Here is a 20,317-nt window from a genome sequence, read left to right as displayed (position 1 = left end):
ACTACAAATGGTACGGATTTGCGAGCCGGCGCCCTTCAGGCTGCCGCGTGCAGGGCCTGCAGCAGTGCCTGTCCCGGCGCGCTGTGGAACCACGCCGGGTGCCCCAGCATGAAGGGCTGCCACGCCACGTCGGCATTCGCGGTCGAGCCGGTGACACCTTCGAAGTACTCCACTTCGGACAGTGCGAAGTCGAAATGGACCATCGGCAGCAGGTCGGCCAGCAGGTGCACGCGTGCCGCCGACAGCGGCAGTACCTGGCGGTAGCCGTCGAGCAGGGCCAGCGCGATATCGATGCGCACCGCCTCCATGCCGCGCTCCAGCTCCAGCCACGCCACCGCGTTGCGCTCGATCGCGGTGGCGAGGTCGAACAGTGCGCTGGTGGGCGAGGCCAGGCCGAAATCCAGCACGGTGCTGATCTGCCCATCGCGCCACAGCAGGTTGGAAACATGCCAGTCGTTGTGGGCCCACAGCCGCGGCTCGTCGCGCAGGCGCCTGGCCAGGCCGGCATGCCACGGCAACACGTCACGCTGCAGCTGCGCTTCCCACGGAATGCGCGCGAGATAGCGGGCCAGCCCGGGGCGCTCGTGCAGCCCTGCCTTGACGGCCGCGATCGGATCGTCGGCGCGGATCAGATCGTCGCGCGCGACCAGCACATGGGTGCTGCGCTGGGGCGCGTGGTAGCTGGCTGCGGCACGGTGCAGCTGTGCGAGTGCGCGTCCGGCTTCACGGGCCTGCGCGATATCGGTCAGCAGCGACCACGACACCGCGTCGCGATACAGGTCCTCACCGACGCCAACCGCATGCAGCTCGAAGGTCCATTCGCCATGCTCGACGGCAGTGTGGCCATCGGTGGCCGGCAGCACCTGTACTACCGGCACCCCGGCGGCGGCGAGATGGGCGATGAAGTGGTGTTCTTCTTCCAGGCAGGCCGCACTGCGCACGCTGTGGTGGTGGCGCTTGATGAACAGCGCGCCGTCCACGCCGTCGACGATGGCGGCGGCCGACAGCGGTCGGGGGCTGTGCCAGCGCGGTTGGCTGTGCTCGCCCAGCTGCGGATAACGCCGGCGCAGCCACGCGATGTCCGCCGCGCTGATCGGTGGCCAGTCGGCAGCGACCTCGTCGTTGTTGAGGCCCTGCACGCGGTGGGAAGAAGAATTCATGCCGCAGCCCCGGTGGGGAAAGTCACATCCAAGGCTGCGCATTCAACGCCATGCACGCGGCCAACGCAAACGGGCGGGTCATCGACCCGCCCGTCCGTGCATCAGCTGCGGTGATGCCGCCGCGCTGCCTACCAGCCGCGATGGCGGCCGCGGTCGTGGTAGTAGCGGTTGTCGTAGTAGCGCTCGCGCTGCCAGCGACGGTCGTCACCGCGGTCGTAGTAGCCGCTGCGGTAGTAGCCACGGTCGTAACGGCGATCGTAGCGGTCGTCGTAACGGCGATTGTCGTAGTAACGACGGTCGCGGCGGTCGGAGGTCGTCAGGTTGCCGATCGCCCCGCCGGCCACGGCGCCGCCCACGGTGGCGGCAGGATCACCGTTGGAGAGCAGGTTGCCGGCCACGCCACCGACCACGGCGCCGACCAGGGTGCGCTTGTCCTTCCTCGACATCGCGCTGGCATCGCTGACCACGGCCACACTGGCCACCAGTGCCAGAGCCATCGCCAGACCACGGAAGCTGAGTGCGGAAGTACTGAGCATGTTCGTTCTCCTGTGAGGTGCATGCCACGCTGGGCAGGGAGGGCGTGGGGCGCCCCGGCTGCCGTGGTGTCCACGCTGGCGTTCCAACGTTGCCGGAACATTGCCTGGTCCACCGTGCGGCTTGCGCATTCATCTAGCGGCAGGTGGCATGAAGCGAGGCTGAAAGCGGCCTCGGCCGCTCAGCTGGCAGAAAGGGAAAAGGCCACGCGGACGTGGCCCTCCCTTCTCTCCCAAGGCGCTGCGGGCTTAGATGCCCATCGCCTTCTGTGCCTGCCGGGCCTGCTCCTGCTGGGCATCCTGCTGCTGGTGCAGCACGTTGGGCGCACCCTGCACGGCACCACTGCTGAGCGCAAGGCTCTGCTCGCTGGCGGCACGGGTATCCACCGCCACGCGGCTGGCGGCGGGGTCACCGATCGTGCCCTGCACGGCAAACAGGCGCTCACCGTTCGGGCTCGGCACCACCGTGTCGATGCGCTGCAGGCCGGCGGCATGCGCCTCCTTGGTCAGGGCCGCAGCGGCGCTTTCCAGCGCGTGGCGATCCTTGAAGGTGCCTGCCGGCATCAGTTCCAGACCCTTGCTGGCCTGGATGAACAATGGATTGCGCGGGTGCCGCTCGTCGTTCAGCAACGGCCGTTCGCGGGCGTCCTTGATCGCCTCCAGGGTCTTCGCCCCGACAATGCCGTCGGCCACCAGGCCGTTGTCTTTCTGCAGCTGGCGCACCGCCGCGTCGGTGTTGCGGCCGAAGCGGCCATCCTCGACCAGCGGCTTGCCGTCGGCACCGACGTAGCCGAGGTGGCCCAGCTGCTCCTGCACCCTGCGCACGCCCTCGCTGTGCGCACCCTGCTTGTACAGTTCGGCGTGCGGGGTGGCAGCGGCCTTGTGCTCGGCCGCAGGCTTGCCCTGTGTCTGCTCGTGCGACTGGGTGCGGTTTTCCAGCAGGTCGCGCGCCTTGGACAGCGGATCGGAGGCGTACAGCTTCCAGTTCGGGTGCTCCTTCACCTGCTTGAGGTAGTCCTCGACCGGCATGGTGTGCACGCCCTTGCTGCCGGTGGACTGGCTGATCAGCAGCTTGTCGGTGTTGGGGTCGCGCACCACCATCACAATGTGGTCGATGCCGTTCCAGTGCTCATGGCGGGTCTTGGCCGTATCCAAGCCGATGATCATGCCTTCCTTCAGCGCATCGGGCTTCAGGATCGCGTCGCGGTCCAGCAGCACGCCGGACTGGTCGAACGCCTTGCGCACGATGCCGCCGGAACCCAGGTTGCCCAGGTCGATGCGATCAGCCTTGCTGAACACCGCATGCCCGGCCTTCTGATTGATCTCGTCCATGGTCCGGTTCTGCAGCGTGCCGACCCAACCGGAACAGTCGATGTAACCCTGCTCCACGTTCTTGCCGGTCTTGCCCGGCACGTACAGCGCGTGACCCGGGATGTTGATGGCGTACTTGACGTGGTCGTACTTCACGCCGGCCTCGTAGGCGGCCTGCAGTTCGATGCCCGGCTTCGGCGCGGCAGCGGCTGTTGCGGTTGCCGCCAACGTGGCAGCACCGGCCGCTACGGCTGCGCTGACCTGTGCGGGCGCTGCCGCGGTCTGGCCCTGGCCCTGCGCCACCGCCTGCGGTTCGATGTTCTTTTCCGGAATGCTGATCGCCGCGTACTTGTGGATGTAGTAGCTGGAGAACGTCCGCGCCAGGTCGCCATCGTTCATGCCGCGCATCTCGGCCAGGGTGTGGCCGGTCAGCGCCTTCGCGTCGGAACCGATCTGGTTCAGCACGTTGCGGCGCATGTTGATCTCTTCGCCGTGGCTGTTGCGCACCACGCCGAAGGTGCCGGTGGCAATGGCGGTCTGCACCGAGCCATAGCCGGCGCTGCCCTGCTGGTGGGCCAGGTACAGGTCCAGGCCGGTGGGCGTGTTGCCCCCGGACAGGTACGGGTTGCCGGTGCGCTCGTTGCGGCGCGCCATCGAGTCCAGGTTGTCCTGGTACATCTGCGCGGCCGCCTCGGTGTTGCGGGTAGGGTCGAACTCGTGGCCGGTCAGGTGGTACTGGCGCGCGGAGCCGGGCACGAACTGGAACAGGCCCTTGGCGCCGGATGAGGTGTTGTGGGCGCGCTCGTTGAAGGTGCCGCCCGTCTCGATGTGCGCGAAGCGCATGAAGTCATCGACCGGAATGCCTTTCTGCCGGGCGACCTGCTCGACGATGTCCAGGACTTCCTTTCTGCTGTAGTCATGCTGTGCCATGACGTTTTCCTCGGGGTTGATGGAGCGGCGCATGCCGCGAATCGCCAACCGGACTCATCCGTGAGTCAAGAACATGTCGGTCAACAGGGAACCCGCGCGTGGCGGGTGCTATCAGGGCGCGACGTACTGCTGGGTCGCGCTGTCGAAGGTGTAGTGCACGGTGTCGCTGGCACCCAGGGCGCGGCTCTTGCCGGGGCCTTCGATGGTGGTGCCCTTGAAGGTCACGGTCAGGCGCGGCAGGCCGTTGCCCTCGGCAGCGAAGGCCAGTTCGCCGTCGCTGCCGGTGCAGGGCATCACGTTGCCTTCGTCGCAGGCCGCGCTGTTGTCCTCACCGGTGCGCACCGAGCCGACATAGCGCCAGACCTTGCTGTCCACGTCGTCTTCGCTGCGCTTGGGGTTGAACAGCAGCAGCGCATAGCCGGTGCTGCTGATGCCGCGGTCGAAGCTGCGGGTCGGCACCGCCAGCAGCAGGCGGCCGTCGGCGGTGCGATGTTCAAGTGGCTTGCGCCGGGTATCGACATCGTCGGCCTTGTCGTACGCGCCCAGTGCGCCGATGGTCCATTCCTGGCCACGGAACTTCCATGGCTTCCTGGCGTCGGTGCCGGCCAGCACGAAGGTGGCCTCGGCGAGGTTGGCGCGGTCATCCGGACCGGCCGGCGTCTGCTCGCCCGGCTTGCCGTAGTGCTCGCGGGTATCCCAGGAGAAACCCGTGTAGTACGTGGTGCCATCGAGGGTGAAGGTGTGGCCGAACCAGAAGGTCGCCACGCTGCCGTTCTGGACTTCGTAGGAGGTCGCGCCATCGCCGTCCACCTGATAGGTGAAATACATGACGGTCGGCGCGTCGGGCGGGATGACGGCGGCATCGGGGGTGGGGGTCTGCATCGGGGCAACATCCTGTCGGGGCGCATTGGCAGCCTGCGCAGGGGCGCCAGGCTGGGAGGACGAGGGGGCCGGATCGGCGGCGCTGCAGGCGGCAGCGGAAAGAGAGACGAGCAGGCACGCCGCGAATGCGCGCAGGGGCCGCACCGGCAGGGTCCAACGTAGCTCAGGGGGGGGATGCATGCGCCTCTCCATGGTCAGCGTTGCCGGGCCAGACGGCCGGCAGGAAACCGCACCCCATCCACCAGGGACGGGAGCGAGGACATGAGCCGGTCGATTCCTTCGACCTCGCATTGAGAACTCATGCCGGGCCATCTTGGCACAGATCGGCGGCGGGTCAAAGAGGGCGGTGGCAGATGCCCTTCTTGTGTGATCTGGCTCTCAGATATTGCCGTCGCGCAGGTAATCGAACAGCTCGGCGTCGCCCTTCAGGCCCAGTTTGAGCATGGCGTCACCCTTCTGCCGGCTGATGGTGCTGACGCTCTTGTGCAGCTGCAGCGAGATTTCCTTCACGGTCATGCCGGTGCCCAGCAGCCGCAGCACCTCCACTTCGCGTGGCGACAGCGGCTTGCCGTCGCCCTCGCGCATGCGCCAGCTGCCGGCGGCCTCGACCCGCTCGCGCAGGCTTCGGCTGATGTAGGGCTGGCCCCGGTAGACCGACTGGATGGCCTGCGGCAGTTCGTCCATCGACGAACTCTTGTCGACCAGGCCGAGCACGCCGCTGTCGAGCACCATGCGCAGGATCGCCAGATTGTTGGAGACACTGAGCATCAGTACAGGCAGGTCGGGATGGCGCCGGCGGATCATGCCGATCATGGCGAAGCCGTCGGCCTGTGGGCTGCCGGGCATGGAGTAGTCGGTCACCAGCAGGTCGCAGGGCTGGCTGCCAAGCAGGGCCATCAGCGCCTGTGCACTGTCGGCTTCGCCGACCACGCGGCCAACCCCGCTCGATTCGATGACGGCGCGGGTACCGATACGGACCACCGGGTGGTCGTCTGCGATGATGATGCGCAAGCTCATGCTCTAGTATGACCACCGGGCAGGCCGGGCCGCGACCATCGCGGCTCCTGGCAGATTCTAGGAGATCGACGCCGATGCGTAGCTGGGCTGTTCGCGGGCTGGTCCTGCTGCTGGCCGTGCTGGCGTTGCCTGCGGCGCTGGCACAGGCGGTGCCTGGACCGTTGCCGCTCACCCCGCTGCAGCGCGAGTACGTTGCCGCGCATCCGAGCATCGTCGTGGGCCAGTATGACAGTGGCTGGCCGCCGTTCGAGTCCCTCCGTGATGGCCAGCAGGTCGGCCTCGGACCCGATTATCTGTCGCTTCTCGCCCGTCAGCTAGGCATGAAGGTCGAGGCGAGGCGCTATTCAGACTGGACATCCGTGCTGGACGCGGCATGTCGTGGTGAGATCGACGTGGTGATGAATGTCGGTCTCAGTGCCGACCTCACCCGCTGCATGGTCTATACCGCCGCCTATGGCGAGGCGCCGCTGGCCCTGGTGGGACGCCCGGATGACCTGCGTGCCTCCGACATCCCCGACCTGGATGGACTGCGGGTGGTGATCGAGCAGGACTTCCTGACCGGCCCGCAGGTGCGGGCGCGCTTCCCCCGGGCACGACAGCTTGTCGCAAACAGCTCGCTGGCGGCGCTGGAGATGGTCAGAGACGACAAGGCTGACGTTTACATCGGCAATGCGTACGTAGCCACCGAACTGATCGCCCGCGAGGACCTGCAGGGGGTCGTGCTGCTGCGCCCCAGCGATCTGCCGCCCGAACGGCTGCACTTCGGCATTCCCAACAGCAAGCAGCCGCTGGCCGAAGCGTTGGACCTGGCGCTGGCCGCGACCAGCCAGGCCCAGCGCGATGCGCTGGTGCAGCGCTGGCTGCCACCTCCGCGGTGGTCGGCATCGGCACAGCTGGCGCTGAGCCAGGCCGAGAAGCGGGTACTGGAGCAGCCGTTGAAGATCGGCTTCGCGCCGAACGCGGCGCCGCTGTCGTTCGCGGACCAGGATGGCAGACCCAGCGGCCTGGCCAGCGAATACCTGCGGCGTTTGCTGCAGGCCGGCGCCAACCTGCAGGTGGAAAACAGCCATGACTGGTACGAGGTGCGCGAGAAGGCACGCCGCGGCGAGCTGCAGGCGGTAATGGGCATTCCTGCCGATTCGCGCTACCTGGGCCCGGACTGGGTGTTCAGCCAGCCCTTCATCAGCGTGCCGAACGTGATCGTCAGCCAGCGTGACAGCCCGGCGCTGCTGGGCCTGTCCGACCTGCAGGGCAGGCGGGTGCTGCTGTCCGATCCGGAGCGTGTGCGTGGCTATGTGCTGCAGCAGGCACCGCAGGCCCGGATCATCGCGGCGCGCAGCGCGGAACAGGCCCTGCAGCGCCTGATCAATGGCGACGCCGATGCCTATGTAGGCAATCTGGCCGTGGTTGACCATCTGCTGCGCAGCCGCTTCCCGGGGCGCCTGCAGGTGGCCGCACCGGCTGGCTTCAACGATCAGCTGGTGCTGGCTGTCGAGCGCCGCCATGCCGCCCTGGCCACTACTTTCGACCGCCTGCTGCTGCAGATGACCCCACGCCAGCGCGAGGCCCTGCGCGGCGACTGGCTGGCCGTCGAATATCGCAACGGGCTCGACTGGACCCGCGTGGCGCGCTGGGGCGTGCCGCTGCTGCTGGTGCTGCTCACCGCGCTGCTGGTGCACGCCATCGGGCATTGGCGGCTGCGCCGCGAGGTGGCCGGGCGACGTCATCTGGAACAGCGCCTGGCCGAAGTCACCGACAACCTGCCCGCCGTGGTCTATCAGGCGCGCCGTGCGGCAGACGGAACCCTCAGCTTCCCGTTCATTGCCGGTGACCTGCAGGCGTTGTTCGGAATCAGCCGGCAGCAGGCCGAACAGGATGCAACGTGCCTGCTGGAGCGCATCGAGGAAGACGACCGCGAGCACATCCTGCATGCGGTCGAGCAGGCGGCGCGCCAGTTCGCACCGCTCATTCTGGAATTCCGGCTGCGACCTGAAGGTGCCGGCGCGCGCTGGGTGCGCAGCCAGGCCCATCCCTATGCGGCCGAAGCAGGTGCGGTGACCTGGAGTGGTTACTGGGTGGATGTCAGCGAGGCGCGTGCGCAGGCCGAGGCCCTGACTGCGGCCAAGGCCGACGCCGAACAGGCCGCGGAAGCGAAGTCGCGTTTCCTGGCAACCATGAGCCATGAGATCCGCACGCCGATGAGTGGCGTGCTGGGCATGCTGGAGGTGCTGGCGCATTCGCCGCTGGATGCCGAGCAGCAGCGCATCCTGGGGGTGATCGAGGATTCGGCGCAGATGCTACGGCAGATCCTCGACGACATCCTCGATTACTCGCGGCTGGAGGCCGGCGCGCTGCGCCTGGAACCGGTGCCGCAGCCGCTGCGGCCATTGCTGGAAAGCGTGTGCCGGTTGTTGTCGGCGCAGGCCAGTGCGCGTGAGCTGGACCTGCACGTGCAGATCGACCCGCAGCTGGCGGCCGCGCACGAAGTGGATGGTGTGCGCCTGCGTCAGATCGTGTTCAACCTGCTCAGCAACGCCATCAAGTTCACCGTGCGCGGCGAAGTGCGGCTGCAGCTGGAAGTGCTGGGGCCGACCGCCGAGGACGGCAGCCAGCCGCTGTGCCTGAGCGTCACCGACACCGGCATCGGCATCGCACCGGAAAAGCTGCAGCACCTGTTTGCGCCGTTCACCCAGGCCGGTGCGTACATCCAGCGCGACCATGGTGGTACCGGCCTGGGCCTGAGCATCTGCCAGCGCCTGATGCAGATGATGGATGGCGAGCTGGAGCTGCACAGCACGCTGGGTGAGGGCACCCGCGCCGAGGTGCGGCTGTCGCTGGTGGAAGCCAGCAGTGGTGATGTTGAAGCGTTGGTCGCTGAGCAGGAACAAGCGGCGCTGCTGCCGTCGGCGCTGCGCGAGGCACGCGTGCTGGTGATCGAAGATCATCCGACCAACCAGGCGATGATGGCCTGGCGCCTGCAGCAACTGGGCGTGCCGCATGTGCTGGTCGGCGATGGCCAGCAGGGGCTGGATCGGTTGGCGTCGGAGTCGTTCGATCTGGTCATCACCGATTGCCGGATGCCGGTGCTGGATGGCTTCGCATTCACCCGCCTGCTGCGCGAACGCGAGGGCCGCAACGGCCAGCCGCGGCTGACCGTACTGGCGCTGACCGCCAGCGTACTGGACGACGATGCGCGTCGTTGCCGCGAGGCCGGCATGGACGAAGTGCTGGCCAAGCCGTTGTCACTGGCCACGCTGCGTACCGCGCTGCTGCGCTGGTTGCCGCAGGCGCAGGGACAGTCGTTTGAGGAGCTGGCCGAGTCCGCTGCCGACGATGGTGGGACGCTGCCCGATCTGGACAGCCTGCAGCGGCGCTTCGGCTCGCGCGCGGTGGCCGAGCAGCTGCGCGACAGCCTGTTGCAGGCCAGCGAAGGTGATCTGGCGGGCGTACGGCGCGCCGTGCAGGCCGGTGACCGCATGTCTGCCGCACTGCACCTGCATCGCCAGGCCGGTGGATTGGGTGCGGTGGGGGCGACGGTGCTGGCCGGGCAGGCCAATGCCCTGGTCGAGCGCCTGCAGGACGCAGCCGAGACCGATCCGGAGCCGTTGTTCGAGGCGGTGGCGGGGTTCGTCGCGCGGCTGCAGCAGCAACTGCGGCGCCTGGCTCACTGAGCCGGCTGCTGCTGCAGGTAGGCGATCACCAGCGCGCGGCGTTCGGCGCTGGGGAAAGCGTTGTACATGCGCGTGCCGGGCACCACGTGGGTGGGCGACTGCAGGAACGCATCCAGGGTCTGCGCGGTCCAAGTGATGTCGGCGCGGCGCATGCCCTCGGAGTAGCCGTAGTCGGGCAGGCTGCCGGCGCGACGACCGATCACGCCGTGCAGGTTCGGTCCGAAGCGGTGGATGCCGCCGGGCTGTACGGTGTGGCAGCCGGCACACAGTTCAAACGCGCGCTGCATGGCCTGCTGGTGCGCCTGTTCCGGCGTGGCCGGAGCCGCAGGCGGGCGCTGGCAGGCCGTGGCCGCCAGGGCCACGACAACGGTGATGGGCAGGCAGAAAGCGCGCATGGGCGGGCAGGATAGCGACGCTGCGGGGCAGGCGGGCTGCGACACGCCGTCGCAGCCCGGAGCAATCACATGCCCGAATAGTTCGGGCCGCCGCCGCCCTGCGGGGTCACCCAGACGATGTTCTGGGTGGGGTCCTTGATGTCGCAGGTCTTGCAGTGCACGCAGTTCTGCGCGTTGATCTGCAGCCGCGCGCTGTCGGCTTCGCCGACGAACTCGTACACGCCGGCCGGGCAGTAGCGCGCTTCCGGACCGGCGTACTCGGCCAGGTTCACCTTCACCGGAATGCTCGGATCCTTCAGCGTCAGGTGGCTGGGCTGGTTCTCGTCGTGGTTGGTGCTGCTCAGGAACACCGAGCTGAGACGATCGAAGGTCAGCACGCCATCGGGCTTGGGGTAGGCGATGCGGGTGTGCTTGGACGCCGGTTCCAGGCAGACATGATCCGGCTGGGTGCGGTGCAGCGTCCACGGCGGATTGCGCACGCCCAGCTTGGGCAGCAGCCACTGCTCCACGCCGGTCATCAGCGTGGCCACGGTCTGGCCCTTCTTGAACCACTGCTTGAAGTTCTTGGCCTGCTGCAGTTCGGTGAACAGCCAGCTGGCTTCGAATGCCTTCGGGTAGGCGCTCAGTTCATCGTGCTGGCGGTCGGCGGCCAGCGCGTCGAACGCGGCGTCGGCGCACAGCATGCCGGTCTTGATCGCCGCGTGGCTGCCCTTGATGCGGCTGGCGTTGAGGTAGCCGGCCTCGCAGCCGACCAGTGCGCCACCCGGGAACACCGTCTTGGGCAGCGACAGCAGGCCACCGGCGGTGATCGCACGCGCGCCGTAACCGATGCGGGTGCCACCCTCCAGGTGCTTGCGGATGGACGGATGTGTCTTGAAGCGCTGGAATTCCTCGAACGGGCTCAGCCACGGATTCTTGTAGTCCAGGCCGACCACGTAGCCGATGGCGACCTTGCCGCCGTCGGCGTGGTACAGGAACGCACCGCCGTAGGTATCGCTGTCCAGCGGCCAGCCGGCGGCATGCACCACCAGGCCCGGCTCATGCTTGGCCGGGTCGATCTGCCACAGCTCCTTGATGCCGATGCCGTAGGCCTGCGGGTCCTTGCCTTCATCCAGCCTGTAGCGGGCGATCAGCTGGCGACCGAGGTGGCCGCGCGCGCCTTCGCCGAAGATCGTGTACTTGGCATGCAGGGCCATGCCACGCTCGAAGGCGGGGCCGATGCTTCCGTCCTTCTCGATGCCCATGTCGCCGGTGGCTACGCCGATCACTTCACCGTTGTCGCCGTACAGCACTTCGGCGGCGGCGAAGCCGGGGAAGATGGCCACTTCCAGCGCCTCGGCCTGCTGCGCCAGCCAACGGGTCACTTCGCCCAGACTGATGATGTAGTTGCCTTCGTTGTGGAAGCACTCCGGCAGCAGCGCGTTGGGCGTGCTGCGTGCGCCGGTTTCGCTGAGGAACAGGAATTCGTCGCGGGTGACCTTCTGCTTCAGCGGTGCGCCGCGCTCGGCCCAGTCCGGGAACAGTTCGGTCAGCGCGCGCGGGTCCATCACCGCACCGGACAGCACGTGGGCGCCTGGTTCGGAGCCCTTTTCCAGCACGCACACCGACAGCTCGCGGCCGGCTTCGATCGCGCGCTGGCGCAGGCGGATCGCGGTGGCCAGGCCGGCGGGGCCGGCGCCGACGATCACCACGTCGAACTCCATTACTTCACGCGGGGGCAGGGCGTTGGCTTCAGCGCTCATCGATTGCATGACTCGTGGGTAGGGCCGGCATCGGGGCCACCGGCGGTGCCTGGGAATCGCGCGTGCGGCCACGGGCGAAACGGTTGTTTGAATGTGTCAGGGTACCGGGACGCGCGTGATCGAGCTAGATAGACGCCGTTCACCGCACGATTGCTGCAGCGCAGCGTAGTGCCTCAGCCCTGGTGGGGGCTAACCCTGGTCGGCACGCGCTGCCCGGATGACCGACAATGGCCGGGTCCTGACTGCGTGTGAGTGCCATGGCTTTGCATCCGTACGATCTGTTCGATGTCCGTTCCCTGCTCAACGAGGAAGAGCGTGCGGTGCAGGAGAGTGTCGCCCGCTTCACCAACGAGCGCGTGCTGCCGATCATCGGCGATGCCTTCGACCAGGCCCGTTTTCCGTCTGAACTGGTGCCGGAGATCGCGTCACTGGGCCTGCTGGGTGCAACGCTGCCGGCCGAGTACGGCGGCGGTGGCCTCGGCGCGGTCAGCTACGGCCTGATCTGCCAGGAGCTGGAGCGCGGCGATTCGGGCCTGCGCAGCTTCGTCTCGGTGCAAAGCTCGCTGTGCATGTACCCGATCTACGCCTATGGCAGCGAGGAACAGCGCCAGCAGTGGCTGCCGGCGATGGCGCGCGGCGAGCTGATCGGCTGCTTCGGCCTGACCGAGGCGCATGGGGGTTCCGACCCGGCCAGCATGAAGACCCGCGCCGTGCGCGACGGCAGTGACTGGCGCATCAGCGGCAGCAAGATGTGGATCACCAGCGGCCCGGTGGCCGATCTGGCCATCGTCTGGGCGCAGACCGAGGACGGTATCCAGGGCTTCGTGCTGGAGAAGGGCATGGCCGGCTTCACCACGCAGGAAATCAAGCACAAGATGAGCCTGCGCGCCTCGCTGACCGGCGCGCTGTTCTTCGACGACGTGCGCGTGCCCGACAGCCACCGCCTGCCGAACGTGAAGGGCCTGAAGGGGCCGCTGGGCTGCCTGACCCAGGCCCGCTATGGCATCAGCTGGGGCCCGATCGGCGCGGCGATTGCCTGCCTGGATGAAGCGCTGGGCTACGCCAAGGAGCGCGTGTTGTTCGGTCGCCCGCTGGCGGCGACGCAGAGCGCGCAGATCAAGCTGGCCGAGATGGCCCGCCGCATCACCACCGCGCAGCTGCTGGCCTTGCAGCTGGGCCGCCTGAAGGAAGCCGGCCAGCTGCAGCCACAGCAGGTCAGCCTGGCCAAGTGGAACAACTGCCGCATGGCCATCGATATCGCCCGCGAGTGTCGCGATCTGCTCGGTGGGGCTGGGATCACCACCGAGCATGTGGCGATCCGGCATGCGTTGAACCTGGAATCGGTGATCACCTATGAAGGCACCGAGACCGTGCACCAGCTGGTGATCGGGCGCGAACTGACCGGCATCAACGCGTTCTGAAACCTGGTTCCGGTGGGTGCCAACCTTGGTTGGCACACCTCTCCGGAAGTTTCTGCAGGCCCCTGGACCTGCTTTTGGTAGGTGCCAACCTTGGTTGGCACATTCCTTCAGCGCGCGACCGGGCGTCGGTGCGGACCCAGGTCCGCACCCACCAGAAGCAGCCCACAGCCACCGGAAGTTCTCAGCAGTCCCCTGGACCTGCCTTTGGTGGGTGCCAACCTTGGTTGGCACATTCCTTCAGCGCGCGGCCAAACATCTGTGCGGACCAAGGTCCGCACCCACCACAAGCGGTCTGCGGCGTTACGCCCCGCCGGCAAACCCGTGCTGCCGCCACGCTTCGTACATCACCACGGCAACGGTGTTGGAAAGATTGAGGCTGCGGTTGTCCGGCCGCATCGGCAGGCGCAGGCGGCGGCCATCGGGCAGGGCATCGAGCACGTCCTGCGGCAGGCCGCGGCTTTCGGGGCCGAACAGGAATGCATCACCGTCTTCAAAGGCCACGCTGTCATAGCGGACGCTGGCACGCGTACTCAGGGCGAACAACCGTTTCGGTGCGATCCGCGCCAGCGCGGTATCCAGGTCGGGGTGCACCTGCAGGCGTGAATACTCGTGGTAGTCCAGCCCGGCGCGCTTGAGCTGCTTGTCTTCCAGTGCGAAGCCGAGCGGCTCGACCAGGTGCAGCTGCGCGCCGGTGTTGGCACAGAGCCGGATCACATTGCCCGTGTTGGGCGGGATTTCCGGTTGGAACAGGATCACGTGGAACTGGGGCGCGGCATTCATCGGCGCAGTGTACCTGCGACGGCGGCCGCCTTTACGGCGCACGCCCTGCGCTGGGCAGGGCGGCACCGCTTACGGGCGCAGCAGGACCTGGGCGGTTTCGGTGGCCAGGGCCTGCAGGTCGGCGGCGCTCGGACGCACCTGCAGGGCAGGCAGGTTGACGATGACCGAGTGGGCAACGTTGGTGGCGGCGGCAGCCAGGGTGGCGGCGTAGCGCTGGGCTTCCAGTTCGGCGGCCAGGGCGACGCGCTGTTCCAGGCTCGGGCGCACTTCCACCGAGGCCAGGGTGGTGATCGGCATCGCGGCCGCAACCGGGGCGGCGACGTAGCCGCTGCGCTCGGCCAGCTGGTCGGCGCTCGGGCGCACTTCCACGGTGGCCAGGGTCGGGATGCCGCTGGCCTGTTCCCAGGCCTGCTGGGCCAGCTGGTCGGCGGCCGGGCGGACCTGCACGGTGGACAGCGTCTTGATGGATTCGGAGGCCTGCACCGACGAAACAACCGCGGTGCCGGCGATCAGGGCGATGGCGATGGCAATGGTCTTGGCGTTCATGACGGGGCCTGTTTAGTGTTGGTGATCAGTGGTGTGGTAGTAAGGTAGTACACCGATTCTGGGCATGCAAGGAAAATTTTCGATTTCCTGCATTTGTTCAGTCTTCAGTCAGCTTTCGTCTGAAGCCCTTCCTGGCGCAGGAAGTACCAAGCAATCCCCGTGCCAACTTTTAGTTGTTGATTTACAAGGGTTTTTTCGCGCCGGAAAGTGTCCGGTGGGCGGACACCTGTCCATTCGATGCGCCGCGGACACTGTCCGGACGTTCCTGGCGGGCGCATGTGACGGGTCAGGCAGGGCAGATCGGCGCCGCGGATGGGGCACAGGGGCAAACACCCCCAGTGACTGCTGGCCGATTCCTGCCGCTGCGTGCGCAGGCTAGGATCGGGGTTCACCTATGTGACCAAGGATCCGGATATGTCTCTCGCCCTTCGCCCGCGCGCTGCACTGCTGGCCGTCGCCCTCAGCACCGCCCTGGGCACGCTTGTGCCTTCCCATGCGCTGGCGGCCAAGCCGGCCGCACCGGCGAAGGTCGATATCCCGTATGAGCAGTTCACCCTGCCCAACGGCCTGCGCGTGATCGTGCATACCGATCGCAAGGCGCCGATCGTCGCGGTCAATGTCTGGTACCACGTGGGCAGCAAGGACGAGCCGGCTGGCCGTACCGGCTTCGCGCACCTGTTTGAACACCTGATGTTCCAGGGCAGCGAAAACCACGACGGCGAATTCTTCGAACCGTTCAAGCAGGTCGGTGCCACCAACCAGAACGGCACCACCAATACCGACCGCACCAACTACTTCGAGAACGTGCCCACCACCGCGCTGGACATGGCGCTGTGGATGGAATCGGACCGCATGGGCCATCTGGTCGGTGCGATCGACCAGGCGGCGCTGGACGAGCAGCGTGGCGTGGTGCAGAACGAGAAGCGCCAGGGCGAGAACCAGCCCTACGGCCAGGCCTGGGACCAGCTCAACAAGGCGCTGTACCCGGTTGGCCACCCGTACCACCACGGCGTGATCGGTTCGATGAACGATCTGAACGCGGCGTCGCTGGATGACGTGAAGACCTGGTTCCGCACCTGGTACGGCCCGAACAACGCGGTGCTGGTGCTGGCCGGCGACATCGACCTGGCCACCGCCAAGGAAAAGGTCGGCAAGTACTTCGGCGCCATCCCGGCCGGCCCGACCATGGCGCAGCCGGCAGTGAACGTGGCCAAGCGCAGCGCCGACACGCGCGAGACGATGACCGACAAGGTGCCGCAGGCGCGCATCTACCGCGCCTGGAACGTGCCGCAGGTCGGCACCACCGAGGTCGATCAGCTGCAACTGTTCGCGCAGGTCCTGGGCGGTGCCAAGTCCTCGCGCCTGAGCCAGCGCCTGCAGCACCAGGACAAGCTGGTGGACAGCATCGCGTCGGGCCTGTCGACGTCGCAGCTGGGTTCGAACTTCGTGATCATGGCGACGGTCAAGCAGGGCCAGGACCCGGCCAAGGTCGAGAAGATCATCGACGAGGAACTGGACCGCCTGATCAAGCAGGGCCCGACCGCGGCCGAGCTGGAGCGCGCCAAGACCAGTGCCCGCGCCGGTTTCATCCGCGGCATCGAGCGCATTGGTGGCTTCGGCGGCAAGGCCGATGCACTGGCGGAGTGCGCGGTGTTCACCGGCGACCCGGGCTGCTTCCGCACCTCGCTGGCCAACATCGAGAAGGCCAGTGCTGCTGATCTGAGCCGGCTGGGCGCGCAGTGGCTGGACACGGGCAGCCACACCCTGGTGATCGCACCGGGTGAGCGCGTGGCGCTGAAGGAAGACCCGAGCCAGGCGCCGAAGCCGTTCAACGTGCCGGCGGTGGACCCCAAGTACAGCACCCTGCCCGAGCAGGTCGACCGCAAGGCCGGCGTGCCGCAGACCCGCGAGTTCCCGCAGCTGAAGTTCCCGGCGCTGCAGCGCGCCACGCTGAAGAACGGCACCCAGGTGATCCTGGCCGAGCGCCACGAGATTCCGGTGGTGCAGTTCAGCTACCAGTTCCCGGGCGGCTTCAGCGCCGACCAGGGCCGCAAGCCGGGCACCGCCAACTTCACCATGAGCCTGATGACCGAAGGCGCCGGCAAGCTCGGCTCACTGGCCTTCGCCGATGCCGCCGACGCACTGGGTGCCAGCCTGGATGCCTCGGCCGGCCTGGACTCGATGAGCGTGGACCTGTCGGCGCTGAAGGAAAATCTGGCACCGTCGCTGGCGCTGTACCGCGACCTGCTGCGTGAGCCGCGCTTCGAGCAGGGCGAGATCGACCGGGTCAAGGCGAGCTGGATCGCCGGCATCCAGCAGGAGAAGGTCAACCCGGGTGCGGTGGCGATGCGCGTGCTGCCGCCGCTGCTGTACGGCAAGGGCCACCCGTATGCCATTCCGTTCACCGGCAGCGGCGACGAAGCGGCGATCAATGGCCTGACCCGCGAAGACCTGGTCGACTTCCACCACGACTGGCTGCGCCCGCAGAACGGCACCCTGATCGTGGTCGGTGACACCACCCTGGCCGAGATCGTGCCGCTGCTGGACAAGCAGCTGGGCGACTGGAAGGCCAGTGGCGACGCCCCGCAGGTGAAGGCGGCCACCGACGTAGCGCTGCCGAAGGGCCCGCGCGTGTTCCTGATCGACCAGCCGGGCGCGGTGCAGGCCAACCTGTTCGCCGGCCAGGTGGTGGCGCCTTCGAGCGCTGCCAGCTCGACCCGCTTCGACATCGCCAACGGCGTCATCGGCGGTGACTTCACCTCGCGCCTGAACATGAACCTGCGTGAAGACAAGCACTGGTCGTACGGTGCACGCAGCAGCGCGGTCAACTCGGTGGGCCAGCGTCCGTGGATGGCCAGCGCGCCGGTGCAGATCGACAAGACCGGTCCGGCGATGGCGGAAATGCGCAAGGAAATCGCCGCGTTCGCCGATGGCAGCAAGCCGGCCACCGCCGACGAGGTGAACCGCATCCGCAACATCCAGACGCTGAGCCTGCCCGGTGCCTACGAGACCGCCAGCGCGGTGGCGTCGACCATCGGTTCGATCGTGCAGTTCAAGCGCCCGGACGACTACGTGCTGCGCCGCAAGGCCGAGATCGAGTCGATGACCCCGGCACAGGTGCAGCAGGCCGCCGCCGAGATCAAGCCGCAGGCCCTGACCTGGGTGGTGGTGGGTGACCTCAAGCAGACCGAAGCGGCCGTGCGTGCGCTGAACCTGGGCGAGGTGACGGTGATCGATGCCGAAGGCAACCCGGTCAAGAAGTAAGGGATGTGCCTGCCCGCCTCGGCGGGCAGGCCTCCTGTGGTAGCGCCGGGCCATGCCCGGCGGTTTTTCGGCGGCCAGCGAGGCCGCGCTGCGCGCTCGCCGGGCATGGCCCGGCGCTACCGGGGGATCCGACCCCACCCCCGGCTACCCCCGATTCAGGCTGTTCAGGCAGAATCCCCCCATACCCTTCCAGGATCTGCCCATGCGCGTTCTGCTGCTTTCCTCCCTGCTGCTCACCGTCACCGCCTGTACCTGGGTGCCGATCGAACCGGCCGGCAAGGCGACCCGCGTGCTGCCGGCAGGCCCGGTTCCCGCCGGCTGCATCGCCAAGGGCGAGGTGGTGGTCACCGTGAAGAGCAAGGTCGGCTTCTACAACCGCAACCCGCTGCGGGTGCAGGAAGAGCTGGAAACCCTGGCCCGCAACGAGGCCCCGAGCGCCGGCGCCAATGCCGTGCAGGCCGCTGCGGCCCCGGCCGATGGCAGCCAGCGCTTCGCCGCCTTCCAGTGCCCGCCGCGCTGAACGCTTCACCATACGGGCAAGGCTGAATTCGTAAAGATGCGGTGAAAGCCCGGGGGTTATAGAATAGCGCCCCCTTTTGCCTGAGCCTTGGCGCTAACCTCGATGCTCTTCAAGAATGTCTCGATCGCCGGCCTGGCACACGTCGACGCGCCGCATACGCTGACGACCAAGGAAATCAACGAACGCCTGCAGCCGACGTTGGATCGCCTCGGTATCCGCACCGACGTGCTCGGCGATATCGCCGGCATCCATGCCCGCCGCCTGTGGGACAACGGCGTGCTGGCGTCGGACGCCGCCACCATGGCCGGCCGCAAGGCACTGGAAGACGCGGGCATCACCGCGACCCAGGTCGGCCTGCTGGTCAACACCTCGGTCAGCCGTGACTACCTGGAGCCGTCCACGGCCTCCATCGTGTCCGGCAACCTCGGCGTCAGCGACGAATGCATGACCTTCGACGTCGCCAATGCCTGCCTGGCCTTCATCAACGGCATGGATATCGCGGCGCGCATGATCGAGCGCGGCGATATCGACTACGCGCTGGTGGTGGATGGCGAGACCGCCAACCTGGTGTACGAGAAGACCCTGGAGCGCATGACCGCCCCGGACGTCACCGCTGACGATTTCCGCAACGAGCTGGCGGCGCTGACCACCGGTTCGGGTGCTGCGGCCATGGTGATGGCGCGCTCGGAGCTGGTGCCGGACGCCCCGCGCTACAAGGGCGGCGTGACCCGCTCGGCCACCGAGTGGAACCAGCTGTGCCTGGGCAACCTGGACCGCATGGTCACCGACACCCGCCTGCTGCTGATCGAAGGCATCAAGCTGGCGCAGAAGACCTTCAGCGCGGCCAAGATCGCACTCGGCTGGGCTGTGGAAGAGCTGGACCAGTTCGTGATCCACCAGGTCAGCCAGCCGCACACCGCCGCGTTCATCAAGAACTTCGGCATCGACCCGAAGAAGGTCATGACCATCTTCGGCGAGCACGGCAACATCGGCCCGGCCTCGGTGCCGATCGTGCTGAGCAAGCTCAAGCAGCTGGGCAAGCTGAAGAAGGGCGATCGCATCGCGCTTCTAGGTATCGGCTCGGGCCTGAACTGCTCGATGGCTGAAGTGGTCTGGTAAGCAGCCCGCTGCCCGACCTCCTGTAGAGCCGAGCCATGCTCGGCTCACGCGCGCAGCGCGGCTCTTCCGCAGCGGACCGGAGAGCAGCCGAGCATCGGCTCGGCTCTACACCGCGCCGCGATTCTCCTTAGGTGCTCCGCATGCGCGATCTCCCCGGTTACCCCGCCCACCCGCAGCGCTTCGAAGTGCGCCCTGGCCTGTCGATGAACTATCTCGACGAAGGCCCGCGCGACGGCGAGGTGGTGGTGATGGTGCACGGCAACCCGTCGTGGAGCTATTACTGGCGCACGCTGGTGGCTGGCCTGTCGGACACGTACCGCTGCATCGTGCCGGACCACATCGGCATGGGCCTGTCGGACAAGCCGGACGACAGCCGCTATGAGTACACGCTGCAGTCGCGCGTGGACGATCTCGATGCACTGCTCAGGCACCTGGGCATCACCGGCCCGGTGACCCTGGCCGTGCACGACTGGGGCGGCATGATCGGCTTCGGCTGGGCGCTGTCGCACCACGACCAGGTGAAGCGCCTGGTGGTGCTCAACACCGCCGCCTTCCCGATGCCGGCCGCGAAGAAGATGCCGTGGCAGATCGCGCTGGGCCGCCACTGGAAGATCGGCGAGTGGATCATCCGCAGCTTCAACGCATTCTCGTCCGGCGCCTCGTGGCTGGGCGTGGAGCGGAAGATGCCGGCCGACGTGCGCCGCGCCTACGTGTCGCCGTACAACAGCTACGCCAACCGCATCAGCACCATCCGCTTCATGCAGGACATCCCGCTGTCGCCGGCCGACAGGGCGTGGTCGCTGCTGGAGCGTGCCGGCAAGGCGCTGCCGTCGTTCGCCGACCGCCCCGTCTTCCTCGGCTGGGGCCTGCGCGACTTCGTGTTCGACCACCACTTCCTGAAGGGTTTCCAGGCCGCGCTGCCGAAGGCCCAGGTGCATGCCTTCGAGGATGCCGGGCATTACGTGCTGGAAGACAAGCACGAGGTGCTGGTGCCGGAGATCCGGGCGTTCCTGGACAAGAACCCGA

The 20,317-nt window shown here is 67.5% G+C and carries 15 protein-coding genes; 6 read left to right on the top strand and 9 right to left on the bottom strand.

Going from position 1 to position 20,317, the window contains the following annotated elements; genetic code table 11:
* Positions 1-35: 35 nt before the first annotated feature.
* From N5D20_RS17895 to N5D20_RS17875, 5 genes are all read right to left on the bottom strand, one after another.
* Positions 36-1,160: a phosphotransferase gene (locus tag N5D20_RS17895; protein WP_019338382.1), complete on the bottom strand. Its 1,125-nt coding sequence runs from the start codon at positions 1,158-1,160 to the stop codon at positions 36-38.
* 128 nt (positions 1,161-1,288) lie between these two features.
* Positions 1,289-1,696, bottom strand: coding sequence for a glycine zipper 2TM domain-containing protein (locus N5D20_RS17890; protein WP_049480481.1), 408 nt, complete (start codon positions 1,694-1,696; stop codon positions 1,289-1,291).
* Positions 1,697-1,942: 246 nt separating this feature from the next.
* Entirely contained in the window at positions 1,943-3,934 is a 1,992-nt protein-coding gene (locus N5D20_RS17885; protein WP_029380126.1) for a peptidoglycan-binding protein, read from the bottom strand.
* 111 nt (positions 3,935-4,045) lie between these two features.
* Positions 4,046-4,816: a hypothetical protein gene (locus N5D20_RS17880; protein WP_279914793.1), complete on the bottom strand. Its 771-nt coding sequence runs from the start codon at positions 4,814-4,816 to the stop codon at positions 4,046-4,048.
* Between the two features lie 378 nt (positions 4,817-5,194).
* The gene (locus N5D20_RS17875; protein ID WP_010487129.1) at positions 5,195-5,833 is read right to left on the bottom strand and encodes a response regulator transcription factor; all 639 of its coding nucleotides are present in this window, start codon (positions 5,831-5,833) and stop codon (positions 5,195-5,197) included.
* Between the two features lie 74 nt (positions 5,834-5,907).
* Here N5D20_RS17875 and N5D20_RS17870 point away from each other — a divergent pair, with 74 nt between their 5' ends.
* Positions 5,908-9,504 (top strand): transporter substrate-binding domain-containing protein, encoded by a 3,597-nt coding sequence (locus tag N5D20_RS17870; protein ID WP_279914794.1) that lies wholly within the window; start codon positions 5,908-5,910, stop codon positions 9,502-9,504.
* Here N5D20_RS17870 and N5D20_RS17865 read toward each other — a convergent pair.
* Together N5D20_RS17865 and N5D20_RS17860 are read right to left on the bottom strand one after the other, a co-directional pair.
* Positions 9,498-9,899 (bottom strand): c-type cytochrome, encoded by a 402-nt coding sequence (locus N5D20_RS17865; RefSeq protein WP_019338385.1) that lies wholly within the window; start codon positions 9,897-9,899, stop codon positions 9,498-9,500. The two genes, N5D20_RS17870 and N5D20_RS17865, sit on opposite strands and share 7 nt — an antisense overlap.
* 65 nt (positions 9,900-9,964) lie before the next feature.
* Positions 9,965-11,641, bottom strand: coding sequence for an electron transfer flavoprotein-ubiquinone oxidoreductase (locus N5D20_RS17860; protein ID WP_279914795.1), 1,677 nt, complete (start codon positions 11,639-11,641; stop codon positions 9,965-9,967).
* Between the two features lie 257 nt (positions 11,642-11,898).
* On the opposite strand from N5D20_RS17860, the gene N5D20_RS17855 reads away from it, so the two are divergent.
* Complete coding sequence (locus tag N5D20_RS17855; protein WP_043400717.1) at positions 11,899-13,062, top strand: acyl-CoA dehydrogenase family protein; 1,164 nt, start codon at positions 11,899-11,901, stop codon at positions 13,060-13,062.
* A gap of 300 nt (positions 13,063-13,362) precedes the next feature.
* On the opposite strand, the gene N5D20_RS17850 is transcribed toward N5D20_RS17855, so the two are convergent.
* Positions 13,363-13,842 carry a tRNA (cytidine(34)-2'-O)-methyltransferase gene (locus N5D20_RS17850; protein ID WP_005407625.1) on the bottom strand — a complete coding sequence of 160 codons (480 nt, stop codon included), beginning with the start codon at positions 13,840-13,842 and terminating at the stop codon, positions 13,363-13,365.
* A 69-nt stretch (positions 13,843-13,911) separates the two neighbouring features.
* Positions 13,912-14,388: a hypothetical protein gene (locus N5D20_RS17845; protein ID WP_010487121.1), complete on the bottom strand. Its 477-nt coding sequence runs from the start codon at positions 14,386-14,388 to the stop codon at positions 13,912-13,914.
* A gap of 414 nt (positions 14,389-14,802) precedes the next feature.
* Here N5D20_RS17845 and N5D20_RS17840 point away from each other — a divergent pair, with 414 nt between their 5' ends.
* The 4 genes from N5D20_RS17840 to N5D20_RS17825 all read left to right on the top strand — a co-directional run.
* A complete protein-coding gene (locus tag N5D20_RS17840) occupies positions 14,803-17,652 on the top strand; it encodes a pitrilysin family protein (protein WP_171954760.1) in 2,850 nt (949 codons plus the stop codon).
* 202 nt (positions 17,653-17,854) lie between these two features.
* Positions 17,855-18,172 carry a DUF4156 domain-containing protein gene (locus tag N5D20_RS17835; protein WP_005407628.1) on the top strand — a complete coding sequence of 106 codons (318 nt, stop codon included), beginning with the start codon at positions 17,855-17,857 and terminating at the stop codon, positions 18,170-18,172.
* A gap of 102 nt (positions 18,173-18,274) precedes the next feature.
* Positions 18,275-19,291: a 3-oxoacyl-ACP synthase III gene (locus N5D20_RS17830; protein WP_010487115.1), complete on the top strand. Its 1,017-nt coding sequence runs from the start codon at positions 18,275-18,277 to the stop codon at positions 19,289-19,291.
* A 140-nt stretch (positions 19,292-19,431) separates the two neighbouring features.
* A partial coding sequence (locus N5D20_RS17825; protein ID WP_279948133.1) for an alpha/beta fold hydrolase occupies positions 19,432-20,317 on the top strand: 886 nt, incomplete at its 3' end.

Source organism: Stenotrophomonas sp. GD03877 (genome assembly GCF_029840555.1).
Lineage (GTDB): Bacteria > Pseudomonadota > Gammaproteobacteria > Xanthomonadales > Xanthomonadaceae > Stenotrophomonas > Stenotrophomonas geniculata.
The sequence above is the reverse complement of the archived record's forward strand: the minus strand, read 5'-3'. Positions and strand labels throughout refer to the sequence as shown.